This is a genomic window from Sphingopyxis sp. 22461, assembly GCF_052044915.1.
GTDB lineage: Bacteria > Pseudomonadota > Alphaproteobacteria > Sphingomonadales > Sphingomonadaceae > Sphingopyxis.
On the sequence record NZ_JBQENY010000007.1, the window covers coordinates 58427 to 74736 of the forward strand.

The 16310-nt window shown below is 65.9% G+C and carries 20 protein-coding genes; 7 read left to right on the forward strand and 13 right to left on the reverse strand.

What is annotated here, in order from left to right:
• Window positions 1–76: 76 nt before the first annotated feature.
• Window positions 77–544, reverse strand: a complete 468-nt coding sequence (locus tag ACTJI5_RS12695; protein WP_310254974.1) for an Lrp/AsnC family transcriptional regulator — start codon at window positions 542–544, stop codon at window positions 77–79.
• 158 nt (window positions 545–702) lie between these two features.
• Between ACTJI5_RS12695 and ald the strand changes: the two genes are divergently transcribed.
• The 6 genes from ald (at window position 703) to sdhA (ending at window position 5959) form a co-directional block, all read left to right on the forward strand.
• Window positions 703–1818, forward strand: a complete 1116-nt coding sequence (gene ald, locus ACTJI5_RS12700) for an alanine dehydrogenase (RefSeq protein ID WP_439513821.1) — start codon at window positions 703–705, stop codon at window positions 1816–1818.
• Window positions 1819–1845: 27 nt separating this feature from the next.
• Window positions 1846–2076 carry a hypothetical protein gene (locus ACTJI5_RS12705; RefSeq protein WP_058539649.1) on the forward strand — a complete coding sequence of 77 codons (231 nt, stop codon included), beginning with the start codon at window positions 1846–1848 and terminating at the stop codon, window positions 2074–2076.
• A gap of 46 nt (window positions 2077–2122) precedes the next feature.
• Entirely contained in the window at window positions 2123–3193 is a 1071-nt protein-coding gene (locus tag ACTJI5_RS12710; RefSeq protein WP_440860573.1) for an alpha/beta hydrolase family protein, read from the forward strand.
• Between the two features lie 111 nt (window positions 3194–3304).
• Window positions 3305–3748 carry a succinate dehydrogenase, cytochrome b556 subunit gene (gene sdhC, locus ACTJI5_RS12715; protein ID WP_137892875.1) on the forward strand — a complete coding sequence of 148 codons (444 nt, stop codon included), beginning with the start codon at window positions 3305–3307 and terminating at the stop codon, window positions 3746–3748.
• A complete protein-coding gene (gene sdhD / locus ACTJI5_RS12720) occupies window positions 3748–4155 on the forward strand; it encodes a succinate dehydrogenase, hydrophobic membrane anchor protein (protein ID WP_058539652.1) in 408 nt (135 codons plus the stop codon). The genes sdhC and sdhD overlap by 1 nt, the downstream gene beginning before the upstream one ends.
• 1 nt (window position 4156) lies before the next feature.
• Window positions 4157–5959, forward strand: a complete 1803-nt coding sequence (gene sdhA / locus ACTJI5_RS12725; RefSeq protein ID WP_137892876.1) for a succinate dehydrogenase flavoprotein subunit — start codon at window positions 4157–4159, stop codon at window positions 5957–5959.
• A 65-nt stretch (window positions 5960–6024) separates the two neighbouring features.
• Here sdhA and ACTJI5_RS12730 read toward each other — a convergent pair whose 3' ends face one another.
• From ACTJI5_RS12730 to leuC, 5 genes are all read right to left on the reverse strand, one after another.
• Entirely contained in the window at window positions 6025–6318 is a 294-nt protein-coding gene (locus ACTJI5_RS12730; RefSeq protein WP_058539654.1) for a hypothetical protein, read from the reverse strand.
• Between the two features lie 72 nt (window positions 6319–6390).
• On the reverse strand, window positions 6391–6603 hold the full coding sequence (locus ACTJI5_RS12735) for a DUF167 family protein (RefSeq protein WP_248455392.1): 213 nt from the start codon (window positions 6601–6603) through the stop codon (window positions 6391–6393).
• A gap of 65 nt (window positions 6604–6668) precedes the next feature.
• On the reverse strand, window positions 6669–7664 hold the full coding sequence (locus ACTJI5_RS12740; RefSeq protein ID WP_440860574.1) for an NADPH:quinone oxidoreductase family protein: 996 nt from the start codon (window positions 7662–7664) through the stop codon (window positions 6669–6671).
• A gap of 31 nt (window positions 7665–7695) precedes the next feature.
• Window positions 7696–8286, reverse strand: coding sequence for a 3-isopropylmalate dehydratase small subunit (gene leuD / locus ACTJI5_RS12745; protein WP_439513825.1), 591 nt, complete (start codon window positions 8284–8286; stop codon window positions 7696–7698).
• Entirely contained in the window at window positions 8283–9713 is a 1431-nt protein-coding gene (gene leuC / locus ACTJI5_RS12750; protein ID WP_440860575.1) for a 3-isopropylmalate dehydratase large subunit, read from the reverse strand. Before leuC ends, leuD begins: the two co-directional genes overlap by 4 nt.
• Before the next feature lie 173 nt (window positions 9714–9886).
• Here leuC and ACTJI5_RS12755 point away from each other — a divergent pair, with 173 nt between their 5' ends.
• A complete protein-coding gene (locus tag ACTJI5_RS12755; RefSeq protein ID WP_440860576.1) occupies window positions 9887–10405 on the forward strand; it encodes a sterol desaturase family protein in 519 nt (172 codons plus the stop codon).
• A gap of 85 nt (window positions 10406–10490) precedes the next feature.
• On the opposite strand, the gene ACTJI5_RS12760 is transcribed toward ACTJI5_RS12755, so the two are convergent.
• The 7 genes from ACTJI5_RS12760 to ACTJI5_RS12790 form a co-directional block, all read right to left on the reverse strand.
• Window positions 10491–11171 carry a glutathione S-transferase family protein gene (locus ACTJI5_RS12760; RefSeq protein WP_439513829.1) on the reverse strand — a complete coding sequence of 227 codons (681 nt, stop codon included), beginning with the start codon at window positions 11169–11171 and terminating at the stop codon, window positions 10491–10493.
• Complete coding sequence (locus ACTJI5_RS12765) at window positions 11159–12136, reverse strand: NAD-dependent epimerase/dehydratase family protein (protein ID WP_440860577.1); 978 nt, start codon at window positions 12134–12136, stop codon at window positions 11159–11161. The genes ACTJI5_RS12760 and ACTJI5_RS12765 overlap by 13 nt, the downstream gene beginning before the upstream one ends.
• A 66-nt stretch (window positions 12137–12202) precedes the next feature.
• Complete coding sequence (locus ACTJI5_RS12770) at window positions 12203–13507, reverse strand: serine hydrolase domain-containing protein (RefSeq protein ID WP_440860578.1); 1305 nt, start codon at window positions 13505–13507, stop codon at window positions 12203–12205.
• A gap of 43 nt (window positions 13508–13550) precedes the next feature.
• Entirely contained in the window at window positions 13551–14000 is a 450-nt protein-coding gene (locus ACTJI5_RS12775) for a hypothetical protein (RefSeq protein WP_440860579.1), read from the reverse strand.
• On the reverse strand, window positions 13993–14628 hold the full coding sequence (locus ACTJI5_RS12780) for a CoA transferase subunit B (protein ID WP_440860580.1): 636 nt from the start codon (window positions 14626–14628) through the stop codon (window positions 13993–13995). The genes ACTJI5_RS12775 and ACTJI5_RS12780 overlap by 8 nt, the downstream gene beginning before the upstream one ends.
• On the reverse strand, window positions 14625–15515 hold the full coding sequence (locus ACTJI5_RS12785; RefSeq protein ID WP_440860581.1) for an HAD family acid phosphatase: 891 nt from the start codon (window positions 15513–15515) through the stop codon (window positions 14625–14627). The genes ACTJI5_RS12780 and ACTJI5_RS12785 overlap by 4 nt, the downstream gene beginning before the upstream one ends.
• The gene (locus ACTJI5_RS12790; protein ID WP_056368554.1) at window positions 15515–16225 is read right to left on the reverse strand and encodes a CoA transferase subunit A; all 711 of its coding nucleotides are present in this window, start codon (window positions 16223–16225) and stop codon (window positions 15515–15517) included. Before ACTJI5_RS12790 ends, ACTJI5_RS12785 begins: the two co-directional genes overlap by 1 nt.
• Window positions 16226–16310: the final 85 nt, after the last annotated feature.

Sequence of the window (16310 nt, forward strand, 5' to 3'; positions counted from 1 at the left end):
GCGCGCGGGTCTGTCGCCCGCATGCGTCCCATGAAACTGGTGAACGGGATATGCGCTGGAAATGGTAAAAGCGGTGTTAACCCGCTGCCGGCACTGGATAGCCCTCGAACGCCTTGATCGTGCGCAGGGCAAAGGCGCTGTGCATCGCCGCGACCCCGGGCAGGCGCGACAGGCAGTGGCGGTGCAGCCGGTCGAAATCGGCGACGTTGCGCGCCGCGACGCGCAGCCGGTAATCCGACGCCCCCGACAGCAATTGGCATTCGAGAATCTCGTCGAAACTCTTCACCGCGCTCTCGAACGCGGTCAGCGCTTCTTCGCTCTGCGACGTCAGGCTGATGTCGACGAACACATCGAGCCCGAGCCCGATGCTGTCGGGGTTCAGCCGTGCGGTATAGCCGGTGATGATCCCCGCTGCCTCCAGCGCGCGGATGCGCCGGTGGCACGCCGATGCCGACAGCCCGACGATCTCCCCCAGCTCGGCGGCAGGGCGCGGGCCCTGCCGTTGCAGCAAGTCGAGCAGCTTGACGTCGATCCGGTCAATCATTGTGCGCCATCGATCCATTCTACGCCAAAATCGTGCAAGTATGTCGCGAATCCGCAATGGATATGCAAGCACCTCGCGAGCCATTTCTGCTAAAAGCGCCGACAAGTTTTCGGCGGCGATAGTCGATCGCCGATGACACCCATATCCGGAGAGCGACCATGATCATCGGCACCCCCAAGGAAATCAAGAATCACGAATATCGCGTCGGCCTGACCCCCGAGAGCGCACGCGAGCTCGTCGTCCACGGCCACCGCGTGCTGGTGCAGACCGGCGCGGGCGAGGGTATCGGCGCGCACGACCGCTATTATGTCGAGGCGGGCGCCGAGATCGTGCAGACCGCCGAAGAGATTTTCGCCACCTGCGAAATGGTCGTGAAGGTCAAGGAACCGCAGCCCGTCGAGCGCGCTATGCTGCGCCCCGGGCAGATTCTCTACACCTATCTCCACCTCGCCCCCGATCCCGACCAGACGCGCGACCTGATGGCATCGGGGGCGGTGTGCATCGCGTATGAAACCGTCACCAGCCCGCACGGCGGCCTGCCGCTGCTGAAGCCGATGAGTCAGGTCGCGGGGCGCATGTCGATCCAGGCCGGCGCGACCGCGCTCGAAAAGGCGCATGGCGGCCGCGGCGTGCTGCTCGGCGGCGTGCCGGGCGTCGCACCGGGCAAGATCTGCGTGATCGGCGGCGGCGTCGTCGGCTTCAACGCGGCGCAGATGGCGGCGGGCCTCGGCGCCGACGTCACGATCCTCGACCGCGATCCCGAAGTGCTCGAACGCGTCGGCACCTTTTTCGAGGCGCGCGCCAAGACGCGCTTCTCGAACCGCGCGAACCTCGCCGAATGCGTCGCCGAGGCTGACCTTGTGATCGGCGCGGTGCTGATCCCCGGCGCCGAAGCGCCCAAGCTCGTCACGCGCGAGATGCTCGGCACGATGCGCCCCGGCTCGGTGCTCGTCGACGTCGCGATCGACCAGGGCGGCTGTTTCGAGACGAGCCACGCGACCACCCACGCCGACCCCACCTATGTGGTCGATGGCATCGTCCATTATGCGGTCGCGAACATGCCCGGCGCGGTCGCGCGCACCAGCACCTATGCGCTCAACAATGTGACGCTGCCGCACGCGCTGCGCATCGCCGATCTGGGGTGGAAAGAGGCTTTGAAGCGCGACGTGCATCTTGCGCAGGGTTTGAACGTTTGGAATGGTAAGGTGACGTTCGAAGCCGTAGCCGAAGCGATCGGAACCGATTATGTGCCTGTCGAACAGGCGCTCGCCTGACAAAAGACAAAAGGACATAGAGAGACGATGACCGATCCAGTGGCACCTCCCCCGCCCGAAGAAGAGGAAAACGAAGTGCTGCGCGCCGCGCGCGAGCGCCAGCAGCAGCGCGAAGCCGCCGAGGCGGCGCAGGCGGCCGATGAGGAAGAGGCCAAGGGCAAGCGCGGCTGGAAGACCGCGGCCGCCGCTGGCCTCGGCATCGGCTCGGCCGCGGTGATCGCGGCCTTGCTCTACGCGAACCGCGGCAAGATCAAGTGAGGCATGTCCCCGTGTCCGCGCCCGTGACCGGGCCGGGGACTCTTTGATGCGCATGATCGCCGCCCTTTGGGCCGTCGCGGCCGGGCTCGCGGCGTTTCAGCCTGCGCTCGCGGCGCCGGGCGCGTCCGCTTTCCCGTGGACCGCGCCCGCGACGACGCAAGTCGTCACCGAGGACCGCCGTTTTATGAGCGGCGACACCGAGCTTTCGGGGACGCTGATCCTGCCGCGGAGTGCGCGGCCGGTGGCGGCGGTCGTCGTCACGCACAGCGCGTCGTCGCCGCTCCGTGGCGCGTCGCTTTACGATCATCTCAAGACCGCCCTGCCTGCGCTCGGCATCGCGGTCTTCGTCTATGACCGGCGCGGTTCGGGCCAGTCGGGCACGAAGACAGCCGGCGGCGACTTTGCCGTCCTTGCCGACGATGCCATTGCCGCGGCGCAGAGCCTGAAGGCCGATCCGCGCATCGATCCGAAGCGCATCGGAACCTGGGGGCTGAGCCAGGGCGGCTGGATATCGCCGCTGGCGGCGTCGCGAAGCCCCGATATCGCCTTTGTGATCGCGGTGTCGGCGCCGGTCGTCACCGCCGACGTGCAGATGCTCTTCTCCTCGACCAACCACCTGAGGGCGAACGGCCATTCGCAGGCCGAGATCGATCAGATGACCGCGACGCGCAAGGCGGTCGACGATTATATGCGCGGAACGGCGAGCCGCGAGGCCGCGCAGAAAATGATCGATGCGGCAAAGACCCAGCCGTGGTTCAAATATACCTATATGGGCGAAACGATCCGCGACCGCGCCGTTTCGGGTTGGCGCCGCGAGATCGAGAATGATCCGCTGAAGAATCTGTCGGCGGTCAGCGTGCCGACGCTCGTCCTGTATGGCGCCGACGATGCGGTGGTGCCGGTCGCCGTCTCGGTCGAGCGGCTGAAGGCGGTCGCGGCGCAGATGCCGAAACTGACGGTGCACAGCATCGCGGGCGCCGATCACGCGATGGCGATGTCGGTCGATCAGAAAATCTCGCTCGATCCCAAGCACGACGGCACCGAACGGCCGGATTCGTCCGAGTATATCGCCATTCTTGCCAGCTGGCTCGCGCTCAACGGGTATGTGACGCGCTGAATATCGCGGAAGGCGGCGATTTTTTTGCCTATGCTCCTAAGCAATTGCATATCGCGGCGGGAAGGCTTAACCGGCACCGCATCGACCGTTTAGAGTCAAGACAGGGCTGATATGGCTGGCAACGAACCGAGTGCGCGTCCGCGCTCCCCGCATTTGCAGGTATATAAATGGACCCCCGCGATGGCGGTCTCGATCCTTCATCGCGCGAGCGGTGACGGTCTCGCGATTGTTGGTGCGTGCATGTTCCTATGGTGGCTTGGCGCGCTCGCGGCCGGTCCCGACGCGTATGCCGCATTCCTCGCCTGCGTCTGGCACGATCCCAGCCCCGAGGTCGGCATCGTTCACCAGATCACCAATATCGTCGGCAAGGTCGTGCTTGTCGGCCTGACCTGGGCCTTTTTCCAGCATCTCTTTTCGGGGCTGCGCCACTTCGTGCTCGATACGGGTGCCGGTTACGAACTGAAGACCAACAAGCTCTGGTCGATCGCCGTGATCACCGCGGGCGTCCTCGCGACCGCCGCGACCTGGCTCTATATCATGGCGGAGGCACTCTGATGGGCAATGGCACGCATCTGGGCAAGGTCCGCGGCCTCGGCTCGTCGGGGCATGGCTCGCAGCATTGGCTGCAACAGCGGCTGACCGCGCTCGCCAATATCCTCCTCGTCGGCTTCCTGTTCGTTTCGCTGGTCCGTCTGCCGCTCGGCGATCATGCTGCGGTGTTGCGCTGGGCATCGAATCCCACCGTCGCGCTCGCGCTGATCCTGATGGTGGTCAGCGTCTTCTGGCACCTGCGGCTGGGCCTGACGGTGCTGATCGAGGACTATGTCCATGGCGAGGCGACGCGTCTGCTGTCGCTCGTCCTTCTCAACTTCTACGCGATCGGCGGCGCCGCCTACGGCATTTTTGCCATTGTCCGTATCGTGCTTGCGCCCGCCGCCGGGCTCGCTCCGGGGGGCATGTAAGATGACCGACGCCTACAAGATCATCGACCATATCTATGACACCGTCGTCGTCGGCGCCGGCGGCTCGGGCCTGCGCGCCACGATGGGCAGCGCCGAAGCGGGGCTCAAGACCGCGTGCATCACCAAGGTGTTCCCGACGCGCAGCCACACCGTCGCGGCGCAGGGCGGCATCGCCGCGTCGCTCGGCAACAATTCGCCCGACCATTGGCAATGGCATATGTACGACACCGTCAAGGGCTCCGACTGGCTCGGCGACCAGGACGCGATCGAATATATGGTGCGCGAGGCACCGAACGCGGTCTACGAACTCGAGCATGCCGGCGTGCCGTTTTCGCGCAACGCCGACGGCACCATCTACCAGCGCCCCTTTGGTGGCCATATGCAGAATATGGGCGAAGGCCCGCCGGTGCAGCGCACCGCCGCCGCGGCCGACCGCACCGGCCATGCGATGCTGCACGCGCTCTATCAGCAGTCGCTGAAATATGACGCCGACTTCTTCGTCGAATATTTCGCGCTCGACCTGATCATGGAAAATGGCGCCTGCCGGGGCGTCATCGCGATGTGCCTCGAGGATGGCAGCATCCACCGCTTCCGTTCGCAGGCCGTCGTGCTCGCAACCGGCGGCTACGGCCGCTGCTATTTCACTGCGACGTCGGCGCACACCTGCACCGGCGACGGCGGCGGCATGGTGCTGCGCGCCGGCCTGCCGCTGCAGGACATGGAATTCGTCCAGTTCCACCCGACCGGCATTTACGGCGCCGGCGTGCTCATCACCGAGGGTGCGCGCGGCGAGGGCGGCTACCTCACCAACTCCGAAGGCGAGCGTTTCATGGAACGCTATGCCCCCTCGGCGAAGGACCTTGCATCGCGCGACGTCGTGTCGCGTTCGATGGCGCTCGAAATCCGCGAAGGCCGCGGCGTCGGCCCGCACAACGACCATATCTATCTGCACCTCGACCATATCGATCCCGCGGTGCTGGCCGAGCGCCTGCCCGGCATCACCGAAAGCGGCAAGATTTTCGCGGGCGTCGACCTGACGCGCCAGCCGCTCCCCGTCGTGCCGACGGTCCATTACAATATGGGCGGCATCCCCTGTAACTATCATGGCGAAGTCGTGACCTTGGGCAAGGACGGCCCCGACACCGTCGTCCCCGGCCTGTTCGCGGTCGGCGAAGCCGCGTGCGTGTCGGTCCATGGCGCGAACCGCCTCGGCTCGAACAGCCTGATCGACCTCGTCGTCTTCGGCCGCGCGACCGGGCACCGCCTCAAGGAAATCCTGAAGCCCGGCGCCGCACAGGCCGCGCTGCCCAAGGACAGCGCCGATCTCGCGCTCGGCCGCCTCGATCATTTCCGCAACGCCAATGGCGGGTCGCCGACGGCGGAAATCCGCACCGAGATGCAGCGCGCGATGTCGGCCCATGCCGCGGTGTTCCGCACCGACGAACTGATGGCCGAGGGCAAGGAAAAGCTCACCAAAACCTATCAGCGGATGAACGACGTCCATGTCACCGACCGCAGCCTGATCTGGAACACCGACCTCATCGAAACGCTCGAGCTCGACAATCTGATTGCCCAGGCGACGGTCACGATGCATTCGGCGTTCAACCGCAAGGAAAGCCGCGGTGCCCACGCGCACGAGGATTTCCCGAACCGCGACGACGCGAACTGGATGAAGCACACGATCAGCTGGTTCGACGGCTGGGGCGGCAAGGGCGGCGGCGTCCGCCTCGATTACCGCCCGGTCCACGAATATACGCTGTCGGACGATGTCGAATATATCAAGCCGAAGGCGCGCGTTTACTGATCGATTTTAGTGGACAAAGCGGGGTCGCGAGCGATCGCGGCCCCGTTCGCTTGACTATCGGCTTGTTACTCGCCGAACAGACTGCGCACCGGGTTGATGTCGGAAAAGGGCACGTCGACGTCGTTGCCCATGATCCACAGCTTTTGGCATGCGATGGCAAAGAACATCACCGCGATCGTCCAGACGATAAAGGTCTTGCGGGCGATCCAGCGGCGCTCGGCCTCTTCGGCCCTGGCGCGGGCCTTATAGTCGATGCCCAGTTCGCCTTCGAATTCGGCGACAAGCTGCGCGCGGCGGGTACGCGAAATATTCGCGATACTCGCGTCTCCCTCTTCGCTTGTCGATCGGCGTTTTGCCATTGATCCACCTTGGCCCAGCTAGTCCTGCTCGCGGCTATAGCGCCCAGCCCCTGCCAATTGGTTAACCCGGCGCTATCGGCTCGTCGCAATCCCGATCAATTTGATGCGCGCGGTCTCCCCGCGAAGCAGCGTCAAATCGCGCGGCGGGCGGCCGAGCGCCGCGGCGAGCAGGCGCAGCACCGCATCGTTCGCGGCGCCGTCGGCGGGCGGAGCGGTGACGCGGATATGCACGGTTTCGCCCTCGACCCGGATCTCGTCGCGACGCGCGCCGGGCGTGACCCGCACTGCAATCCGTCCCGACGCTGCGAGCGCGCGCAGCGCTTCGGTCAGCGCCGGGTCGGGCCGGTATTTCAGACGGTGACGACCAGCTTGCCGACCGCGGTCCGGTCGCCGAGCTTGGCGATCGCCTTGCCGCCGTCGGCGAGGGCAAAGCTCTCGGTCACCCGCGGCTGGATCTTGCCCTGCTCCCACAGCTGGAACAGCCGCGCGATATTGGCGCGGTTGCGCAGCGGTTCGCGCGCTACAAATGCACCCCAGAACACGCCCGCGACGTCGCAGCTCTTGAGCAAAGTGAGGTTGAGCGGCAGGCGCGGAATGCCCGCGGGGAAGCCGACGACGAGGTAGCGGCCCTCCCATGCGATCGAACGCAGCGCGGGCTCGGCATAATCGCCGCCGACCGCGTCATAGATGACGTTGGCGCCATTCGGGCCAACGGCGTCCTTGAACTTGTTCGCAAGCTCCTTCGACTGGTCCTTGTCGAACGGCTGGCGGCCATAGACGACCACCTCGTCGGCGCCCGCAGCCCGAGCGATGTCGGCCTTTTCCTCGCTCGACACGCCGGCGACGACGCGCGCGCCGAACGCCTTGCCCAGCTCGACCGCGGCGATGCCGACGCCGCCCGATGCGCCGAGCACGAGCAAGGTGTCGCCTTCCTCGATATGCCCGCGGTCGACGAGCGCGTGGATGCTGGTGCCATAGGTCATCAGCAGCGACGCGCCCGCGGCGAAATCATGCGCTTCGGGAAGGTGATAGACATTGTGCACCGACACCGCGACGGCTTCGGACATGCCGCCATTGCCGCAGCCCGCGATCACGCGGTCGCCGATCTTGAACTCGGTGACGCCCTCGCCGATCTCGGCGACGAGCCCCGCGACTTCGCCGCCGGGGGCGAAGGGGCGTTCGGGGCGGAACTGATATTTATCCTCGATGATCAGCACGTCGGGGAAGTTGACCGCGCAGGCCTTCACGTCGATCACGATCTGGCCCTTGCCCGCGGTCGGGCGCGGCAGTTCGCCCAATGTGAGCGTTTCGGGGCCGCCGGTTGCGGTCGACAAGAGAGCCTTCATCATCTTCTCCTCTTATGGTGTTCGTTTGATCCTACGCGGCAGGACGCATCCATGGCCGGTCGGCGTCGAGCTGTTTTTCATAGGCGCCGATCGCCGCGTCGCTCTTTTCGGTCAGCGAAATCTCGTCGAGCCCTTCGAGCAGGCACATCTTGCGGAACGGGTCGATCTCGAAGCTGAAACGGTCCTGGAACTGCGTCGTCACCGTCTGATGCTCGAGGTCGACGAAGACCGGATCGGTTGTCGCAACCTCCATCAGCCGGTCGATCGCCGCTTGGGGAAGCACGACGGGCAATATGCCGTTCTTCACCGCGTTGCCCGAGAAAATGTCCGAGTAGCTCGGCGCGATCACGACGCGGATGCCGAGGTCGCCGAGCGCCCATGCGGCATGCTCGCGGCTCGACCCACAGCCGAAATTGTCGCCCGCGATCAGGATCGGCGCGCCCTTGAAATCGGCGCTGTCGAACAGATTGTCGGGATCGGCGCGCAGGCTTTCGAACGCGCCGCGGCCCATGCCCTCGCGCGTCGTCGTCTTGAGCCAGTGCGCCGGGATGATCACGTCGGTGTCGACATTCTTGAGCCCGAACGGAATCGCGCGGCCTTCGACCTTGTCGAGCGGGGTCATGCCATCAACTCCCGCACGTCGGTGAGCTTGCCCGTCACCGCCGCCGCCGCCGCCATCGCGGGGCTGACGAGGTGGGTGCGCGCGCCCGGACCCTGACGCCCGACGAAATTGCGGTTGCTCGTCGAGGCGCAGCGTTCGCCCGCGGGCACCTTGTCGGGGTTCATCGCGAGGCATGCCGAACAGCCCGGTTCACGCCATTCGAGCCCCGCGTCGGTGAAGATGCGGTCGAGCCCCTCGGCCTCGGCCTGCGCCTTCACGAGGCCCGAACCGGGGACGACGATCGCCCATTTGACATTGTCGGCCTTGTGGCGGCCCTTGATCACCGCCGCCGCAGCGCGCAGATCCTCGATGCGGCTGTTGGTGCAGCTGCCGATGAAGATATTCTCGACCGGCACATCCTGCATCCGCGTGCCGGGCTCGAGGCCCATATAGGCGAGCGATTTGGCGGCGGCGGCTTGCTTCGACGGGTCGGCGAAGCTTTCGGGCGCAGGCACGACGCCGGTGATCGGCACGACATCCTCGGGGCTGGTGCCCCAGGTGACGCTCGGCGCGATGTCGGCGGCGTCGATGACGACGGTCTTGTCATAGGTCGCGCCGGGGTCGGTCGCGAGGCTTTTCCAGTAAGCGACCGCGGCCTCCCAATCGGCGCCCTTCGGCGCATAGGGGCGACCCTTGATGTATGCGAAGGTCGTCTCGTCGGGCGCGATCAGGCCCGCGCGCGCGCCGCCCTCGATCGCCATGTTGCTGACCGTCAGTCGGCCCTCGATCGACAAGGCGCGGATCGCGCTGCCCGTATATTCGATGACATGGCCGGTGCCGCCCGCGGCGCCGATGACGCCGGTGATGTGGAGGATGATGTCCTTCGCGCTGACGCCGGGGCCAACCTCGCCCTCGACGCGCACTTCCATCGTCTTCGACGGCTGGAGCAGCAACGTCTGCGTCGCGAGCACATGCTCGACCTCGCTCGTCCCGATGCCAAAGGCGAGCGCGCCGATGCCGCCGTGGCACGCGGTATGGCTGTCGCCGCAGACGATCGTCGTGCCGGGCAGCGAAAAGCCCTGCTCGGGGCCGACGACATGGACGATGCCCTGTTCGGGCGCCGTCGCATCGATGTAGCGGATGCCGAATTCGGGCGCGTTCTTCTCGAGCGCCGCCAATTGCGCCGCGCTTTCGGGGTCGGCGATCGGCAGCTTGTTGCCCGCCGCGTCGAGCCGCGCGGTCGTCGGCACATTATGGTCGGGCACCGCAATCGTCAGGTCGGGGCGGCGCACCGTGCGGCCGCTCGCGCGAAGCCCGGCAAACGCCTGCGGGCTGGTGACTTCATGGACGAGGTGACGGTCGATGAAGATCAGGCAAGTGGCATCGGGGCGCTGTTCGACGACATGCGCGTCCCAGATTTTCTCATAAAGGGTGCGGGGCCGGGTCATGCGGTTCACTTAAGCCTGCGCGACAACAATGCAAGCGAGTGGCGATCAAAAACGCAATTTTCGGTCGCGTTAACGCGTCGCCCCCGCGAAGGCGGGGGCCGCTATCGGCTTCGCGTGAGGTTGCCTGCGGCCCCTGCCTTCGCAGGGGCGACGAACTCGTCTATAATGGTGTGATGACCACGCCCGCCATCATCGCGCTCATTCTCGCCACCGTCGCGGCGATGGAGGGCGTCGCCTGGGCGAGCCACAAATATATCATGCACGGCTTCGGCTGGGCGTGGCACCGCGACCACCATGGGCCGCACGACAAGATGCTGGAAAAGAACGACCTGTTCGGCCTCGTCGGCGCCGCGTTGAGCATTTCGATGTTCGTCGTCGGCAGCCCGATGATCATGGGCGCCGCGGCGTGGGAGCCCGGAACGTGGATCGGACTCGGCGTCCTCTTCTACGGCATCATCTATACGCTGGTGCACGACGGGCTCGTCCACCAGCGCTATTTCCGCTGGGTGCCGCGGCGCGGCTATGCGAAGCGGCTGGTGCAGGCGCACAAGCTCCATCACGCCACGGTCGGCAAGGAGGGCGGGGTCAGCTTCGGCTTCGTCGTCGCGCGCGATCCGGCGAAGCTGAAGGCCGAATTGAGAGCGCAGCGCGAGGCCGGGATCGCAGTGGTGCGTGAGGCGCTGGCAGAATAACCGTCGCCCCCGCGAAGGCGGGGGCCGCTGGCAACCTTGCGCTACACCGACAACGGCCCCCGCCTTCGCGGGGGCGACGATATAGTTAGGCCGTCCGGTAATCGGCGGTGATCACGCCCGCCGCCATCAATTCCGCCTCATGGCTTTCCTCGCGCCAATCCTCGAGCAGCGCCTGCCGCTCCCATTCGACCATCGCCGGCTGCGCAAGCATATGGTCGACCCACGCCTGTCCGGCGCCGGCGTCGAGTCCATAGGTGCGGATACGGAAGGCGACCGGGGCGAAAAAAGCATCGACCGCGGTAAAGCGGTCGCCCGCGAGGAAGGGGCCGCCGAAGCGCGACAGGCCCTCGGCAAACAACTCGCGGATTCGCGCGACGTCGAGTCGGAGCGCACCCGAAGGCGGCTTCGGTGTCACGCGAACCCCGACATTCATCGTGCAATCGCCCCGCAGCGCCGAAAAACCGCTGTGCATTTCCGCCGTCGCGCATTGTGCCCAGGCGCGCGCGTCGGGGTCGGCCGGCCAGACGCCCTCGTGCCGGTCGGCGAGATAGAGCGTGATGCCCAGCGAATCATAAACCGTCCGTCCTTCGTCGAGCAGCGCGGGCACCTGTCCGGTCGGTGAGAAGCTACGAAACTCGTCATAGTTGATCGGGTTGGTGAAGGGTTCGATCTGGTCCTCGAACGCGATGCCGAGCGCGCGCATCAGCACCCACGGGCGTAGCGACCAGCTCGAATAATTGCGGTTGGCGGTGATCAGCACATACATGCCTGGCGCTCCTGTGCGATGATGGGGGAAGTGTAATCGGGATCGTGCGCGAAGGGCAGTTCGGTGCCGTCGCGAAGCGCGGCGAGCACGCTGCCGAAATCGGTCGTGGCGCGCCAGCCGAAACGGCGCTCGGCGCGCGAGGGGTCGTAGACGCGGTCGATGATCTCGGGGAGCATCCAGCCTTTGGCGGCATAAAGCTCGGCCGCATCGGGATGATGCCGCGCGATCACTGCGCGCGCATCGCGCGCCAGTTCTTCGGCCTCCTCGCGCGCGAACGGCGGCGGGGCCGAGAGAATGAAGGTGTCGCAGCCGATCGCGGGCGCGGCCTCGAGCGCGGCGAGATGCGCAGCGGCGGCATCCTCGACCGTCAAACGCCTGTTGAGCAGTTCGTTCGCTTTCAGGTTCGGTCCGCTCGGCACGGCATGCGTGTCGTCATCTTCGGGGAAGAAGCGCCCGGTGCGCAGGATCGCCACCGCGATGCCATGCTCGCGGTGCACCAGCTTCACCGCCTGCTCGGCGGCGAGCTTGGTGATGCCATAGATGTTGCGCGGCTCTATGGGCGCGAAATCCTCGTCCATCCACCACGCGCCCGCCTCGCCCGCGCCTTCGCGCACATCGGCGCGTATCATCAGCGAGGTCGTCGAGGTGAAGAGAAAGCGGTCGTTGCCCGCCGCAACCGCGGCTTCGATCAAATTGAGCGTGCCGCTGACATTGGTGTCGACGAAGGCCTGCCGCGGATAACGGACGATGTCGGGCTTGTGCAGCGCGCCGCCATGGATCACCGCCTCGATTCCATGCTCGCCCATCGTCCGGTCGATCAGCGCGCGGTCGGCAACGGTGCCGACCACCTGCGTATGCGTCCCAGGCACGACGTCGAGCCCGGTCACGTCATGACCGCTTTGGACGAGCAGCGGAGCGAGATAGCGACCCAGCCAACCCGATGATCCGGTCAGCAGTACGCGCATCGTTATATCTCCTCCCGGTCTCGTCCGCGCGCCTCATACACAGGCGGCGGACAGGGGGAAAGGCGGTTAGCCTTTCGGATTCGCGACGACCGGGCGGGTCGCCGCGCCGCCGGCCGCCTGGGGCAGTTCGCTGAGGTCGAGCCAGCCCGCGTCGTCGCGCCTATGATAGCTGTCGATCACCGTGAACGGGATGCGGAAGGGAAATCCCCAATCGCTGTTCCACAATGCCACGACGCCCGTCCGCGTCGCCGGTTCGAAAATCATCGTTGCACGGTAGCCCTCGACCGCACCCGAATGGCCTTCGAGCCGGCCGCCGGCATAGGTGAAGCTCCGCCAGCCGAGGCCATAGCCCGCTTCGCCCGTGGCAGCCCGCAAGGTGCCGCCATAGAGCCGCCCCGTGCCGACGCGCGGGCGATGCGCGATCTGCAGCACCTCGCCCGGCAGCACATCGGGACGGCTGCCCATCATCGCCTGCATCCAGGTCGCGAAATCGACGATATCGCTTTCGACCCCCGCGGCGGCGGGAACGCGCCAATAGGCCTCCTTGATCGGGCGCACCTGCGCGCCGCGGTGCGGTTTCGCCCAATCCTTGGCGCTCGTCAGCCGCTCCTTCCCATAGCCCGCGCTGACCATGCCGAGCGGGCGGAAAAACCGGTCTTCGACCGCGTCGGCGAACAGCTCGTTGGCGGCCTTGCCCAATATCTCGCTCGCCGTGTCGAAGGCGACATTCTGGTAAGTGTGGCAGGTTCCGGGCTCGCATTGCAGCGGTGCGAGGGCAAGGCTCGCGCGTAGCAGCTGCGGGCTCTGCCCTTCCTCCAGCTTTTCGTCATAGGCGTTTTTGGTGAGGCCGGTCCGCTGAGCGAGCAGGTCGCCCACCGTGATCCGTTCCTCGGCGCCGCCGGGAAGGCGCAGCGACGTGCGCCAGCTGGCAACCGACCGGTCCAGATCGACCTTGCCATCCTTGGCCAGCGCCGCCGCCAAGGCCCCCGTTGCGGTCTTGGATACCGACGCCCAGCGGAACAGCGTTTGCGGCGTGACCGGCGCGCCGGTCGACTTGTCGGCGACACCATAGGTGCGGACAAAGCTGAGCTTGCCGTCTTCGACCACCGCCACCGCCAGCCCCGCCATTTCGGGCCGCTGCGACAGCGCAGCGAGTTGCCCGTCGAGCGCGCGATAATCGATCCGGCCGCGCCATTCGGCGGGCGTGTCGGGCAGGTTTTCCGGCGCCTTGATCGGGATCGGAACGCTGGCGAGCGGGTGCTTCCCGCCGAGCGCGTGAATGCCAAACCAGCCCGCCAACCCCAACGCGAGGATCGCGATGAGATAGGTGAAAACCGGCTTCCTGGACTTGTTTTTGGACTGCGACCTCATGATTGGCCGTCGTCTTAGCCGCGACATCCGCCGCCGTCACCCCTCAGGGCGCGAGATGGTCCCACGCTTTGAACGTCCCGGCGGCGTAAACCGCGCCATAGACAAGGACGATCAGCGACGACCAGATCGCGAAACTGTCGGTATGTTGCGGGCGCCACAGATGGAGTGGCACGAAGATCAGTCCGCGAAGCAGGTAGATAGCAGTAATCACGATCAGGCCAGTCCGCAGCAGCGGCAGGCGCGGTAAGCTGCCCGCGCCGGAAAAGGCATAGGCGGCCCAGATCAGCAGGACGGCGCTAATCGCCAGCGTGATCAGCGTCGGCCGCAGATCGCCGCGCGCCGCCGCACGCGCCATGCCTTCGCCCGCGCCGAAGAAGCGATACCAGTCGGGGCCGCCGAAAATGCAGGCGATATGCAGAAGCGCGGCCAGCACCGACAGCCACCCGCCGACGATCAGCCAAGTGGAGCCGGGGTTGGCCGCGACATTATGCAATATAATGCGCCGTCGTTTTCGCGGCGACGTCCTCGGGCGTCACCCCCGGCGCCAGCTCGATCAGCCTGAACGGGCCGTCATGATTGTCGCGCTTGAACACCGCGAGGTCGGTGATGATCATGTCGACGACATTCTTGCCGGTCAGCGGCAGCGTGCATGCGGGGATGAACTTCGGGCTGCCGTCCTTGGCGTTATGCTCCATCACGACGATGATCTTCTTGACCCCGGCGACAAGGTCCATCGCGCCGCCCATGCCCTTGATCATCTTGCCCGGGATCATCCAGTTGGCGATGTCGCCATTTTCGGCGATCTCCATCGCGCCCAAGACGGTCAGGTCGATATGCCCACCGCGAATCATCGCGAAACTGTCCGAGGAGCTGAAATAGGCCGACTGCGGCAGCTCGCTGATCGTCTGCTTGCCCGCGTTGATCAGGTCGGGATCCTCGTCGCCCTCAAAGGGAAACGGACCGATGCCGAGCATGCCGTTCTCCGACTGCAGCGTCACCGTCATCCTCGCAGGGATATGGTTCGCAACGAGCGTCGGGATGCCGATGCCGAGATTGACGTAGTAGCCGTCCTGCAGTTCCTTCGCGGCGCGCGCCGCCATGTCATCACGCGTCCAGCTCATTCGCTTGGCTCCCATTGCTTGTCGGAGGGGAAGGCGTCGCCCCAGCCCAGTTTTTCCCACGGGCCGTAGACGGGGTTGGGGAAAAGGAACCAGCCCTTGTCCCAGAGTGCGGTGGCGGCGGTGCTCGTCGCGAGCGCCATGCGCTGCGCGGCGGGCAGGTCCTTGACGTTGAACTGCTGGCTGAAATCGCCAAGCTGGTCGCCGCCGAGAATGATCACGCAGTAGCGCGACGCGATCGTCGCGCGGCGCCCGTCCTTGCTCGACCCGCCGGCGTCGTCGCCCATCAGGAACAAAGTCTCGCCATGCTTGAACGCGCCGAGGCCGGCGGCGCGCAGCGTGTCCTCGCTGCCCGCGGCATTGGCGGCGCTTCGGTTGGTATTCGCGATCACGGTGATTCCCGCGGCGCGGAGCTTGTTCACCATCTCGACGCTGCCGGGCATCGCGACCGCCTTGCCCGCGCCACCCTTTTCCCACTGGTCCCAGACCTTAAGGTCGAAGCCGGTGCCTTTTTCAGCGAAATGCCGCATCGGGCCAAGGTTCCAGATGAGCGTCTCGTCGGCGTCGAACACCGCGGCGAAAGGCTTGTCGCCGCACGGCTCGAACGCCGGTGCGTCCATCGTCGCACCCGCGGCGAGCACAACGCTGTCCTTCGGCCGCTGCTTGATCCGCCACACGCCATAGTCCGCGATCCGCGCATTGACCCCGCGCACCGCAACGGCCGCCTCGGGCGAGCCATAGAGATATTGCAGCGCGACGGGCGGCTTGGCGGCTTCCGCCGGTGCGGGGGCCGGCAGAGGGGCGGGCGGAGCCGGAGCCGTGGCCACCTCTGCCGGCGCGCTCGCGCACCCTGCAAGGAGCAGCGCGGCGCCAATGGCGAGGCTGCGCATCACGCCGTCTCGCGCGGGCGCGTCGTGCGGAATTCGATTTTCTTGTCGTACGGCGCGCCAAGGACGAGGCGCTTCACATAGATGCCGGGCAGGTGGATCGCGTCGGGATCGAGGCTGCCGACAGGGACGATTTCCTCGACCTCGGCGACGCAGATCTTTGCCGCGGTCGCCATCGGCTGGTTGAAGTTGCGCGCGGTCTTGCGGAAGATCAAATTGCCGCTCTCGTCGGCCTTCCACCCCTTGATGATCGCGAGGTCGGCGAAGATGCCGCGTTCGAGGATATAATCCTGCCCGTCGAAATTCTTCACTTCCTTGCCCTCGGCCACCAGCGTGCCGACGCCGGTCTTCGTATAGAAGCCGGGAATGCCCGCGCCGCCCGCGCGGCAACGCTCGGCGAGCGTGCCCTGCGGGCAGAATTCGACCTCGAGCTCGCCCGCCAGATATTGCCGCTCGAATTCCTTATTCTCGCCGACGTAGGACGAGATCATCTTCTTGACCTGCTTGGTGCGGAGCAGCTTGCCGAGCCCTTCGCCGTCGATTCCGGCATTGTTGCTGGCGATCGTCAGATCCTTGGTGCCCGCGTCACGAATCGCGTCGATCAGACGTTCGGGGATGCCGCAAAGGCCGAAGCCGCCTGCGCAAATCTGCATGCCGTCGAACAGCAGGCCTTCGAGGGCGGCGGCGGCGTCGGGATATTGCTTCTTCCCCATGGGACGGCTCTCCTGAATGGTTTCGCGCGCGACCTTGGCGCATTTGATCCATCAATTCTAATTGTTCGATTTTTGGATTATACAT

Bases quoted from the DNA above. Each gene is read 5' to 3' on its own strand.
- ACTJI5_RS12695 (WP_310254974.1), bottom strand. From the start codon at position 544: ATGATTGACCGGATCGACGTCAAGCTGCTCGACTTGCTGCAACGGCAG.
- ald (WP_439513821.1), top strand. From the start codon at position 703: ATGATCATCGGCACCCCCAAGGAAATCAAGAATCACGAATATCGCGTC.
- ACTJI5_RS12705 (WP_058539649.1), top strand. From the start codon at position 1,846: ATGACCGATCCAGTGGCACCTCCCCCGCCCGAAGAAGAGGAAAACGAA.
- ACTJI5_RS12710 (WP_440860573.1), top strand. From the start codon at position 2,123: ATGCGCATGATCGCCGCCCTTTGGGCCGTCGCGGCCGGGCTCGCGGCG.
- sdhC (WP_137892875.1), top strand. From the start codon at position 3,305: ATGGCTGGCAACGAACCGAGTGCGCGTCCGCGCTCCCCGCATTTGCAG.
- sdhD (WP_058539652.1), top strand. From the start codon at position 3,748: ATGGGCAATGGCACGCATCTGGGCAAGGTCCGCGGCCTCGGCTCGTCG.
- sdhA (WP_137892876.1), top strand. From the start codon at position 4,157: ATGACCGACGCCTACAAGATCATCGACCATATCTATGACACCGTCGTC.
- ACTJI5_RS12730 (WP_058539654.1), bottom strand. From the start codon at position 6,318: ATGGCAAAACGCCGATCGACAAGCGAAGAGGGAGACGCGAGTATCGCG.
- ACTJI5_RS12740 (WP_440860574.1), bottom strand. From the start codon at position 7,664: ATGAAGGCTCTCTTGTCGACCGCAACCGGCGGCCCCGAAACGCTCACA.
- leuD (WP_439513825.1), bottom strand. From the start codon at position 8,286: ATGACCCCGCTCGACAAGGTCGAAGGCCGCGCGATTCCGTTCGGGCTC.
- leuC (WP_440860575.1), bottom strand. From the start codon at position 9,713: ATGACCCGGCCCCGCACCCTTTATGAGAAAATCTGGGACGCGCATGTC.
- ACTJI5_RS12755 (WP_440860576.1), top strand. From the start codon at position 9,887: ATGACCACGCCCGCCATCATCGCGCTCATTCTCGCCACCGTCGCGGCG.
- ACTJI5_RS12760 (WP_439513829.1), bottom strand. From the start codon at position 11,171: ATGTATGTGCTGATCACCGCCAACCGCAATTATTCGAGCTGGTCGCTA.
- ACTJI5_RS12765 (WP_440860577.1), bottom strand. From the start codon at position 12,136: ATGCGCGTACTGCTGACCGGATCATCGGGTTGGCTGGGTCGCTATCTC.
- ACTJI5_RS12770 (WP_440860578.1), bottom strand. From the start codon at position 13,507: ATGAGGTCGCAGTCCAAAAACAAGTCCAGGAAGCCGGTTTTCACCTAT.
- ACTJI5_RS12780 (WP_440860580.1), bottom strand. From the start codon at position 14,628: ATGAGCTGGACGCGTGATGACATGGCGGCGCGCGCCGCGAAGGAACTG.
- ACTJI5_RS12785 (WP_440860581.1), bottom strand. From the start codon at position 15,515: ATGCGCAGCCTCGCCATTGGCGCCGCGCTGCTCCTTGCAGGGTGCGCG.
- ACTJI5_RS12790 (WP_056368554.1), bottom strand. From the start codon at position 16,225: ATGGGGAAGAAGCAATATCCCGACGCCGCCGCCGCCCTCGAAGGCCTG.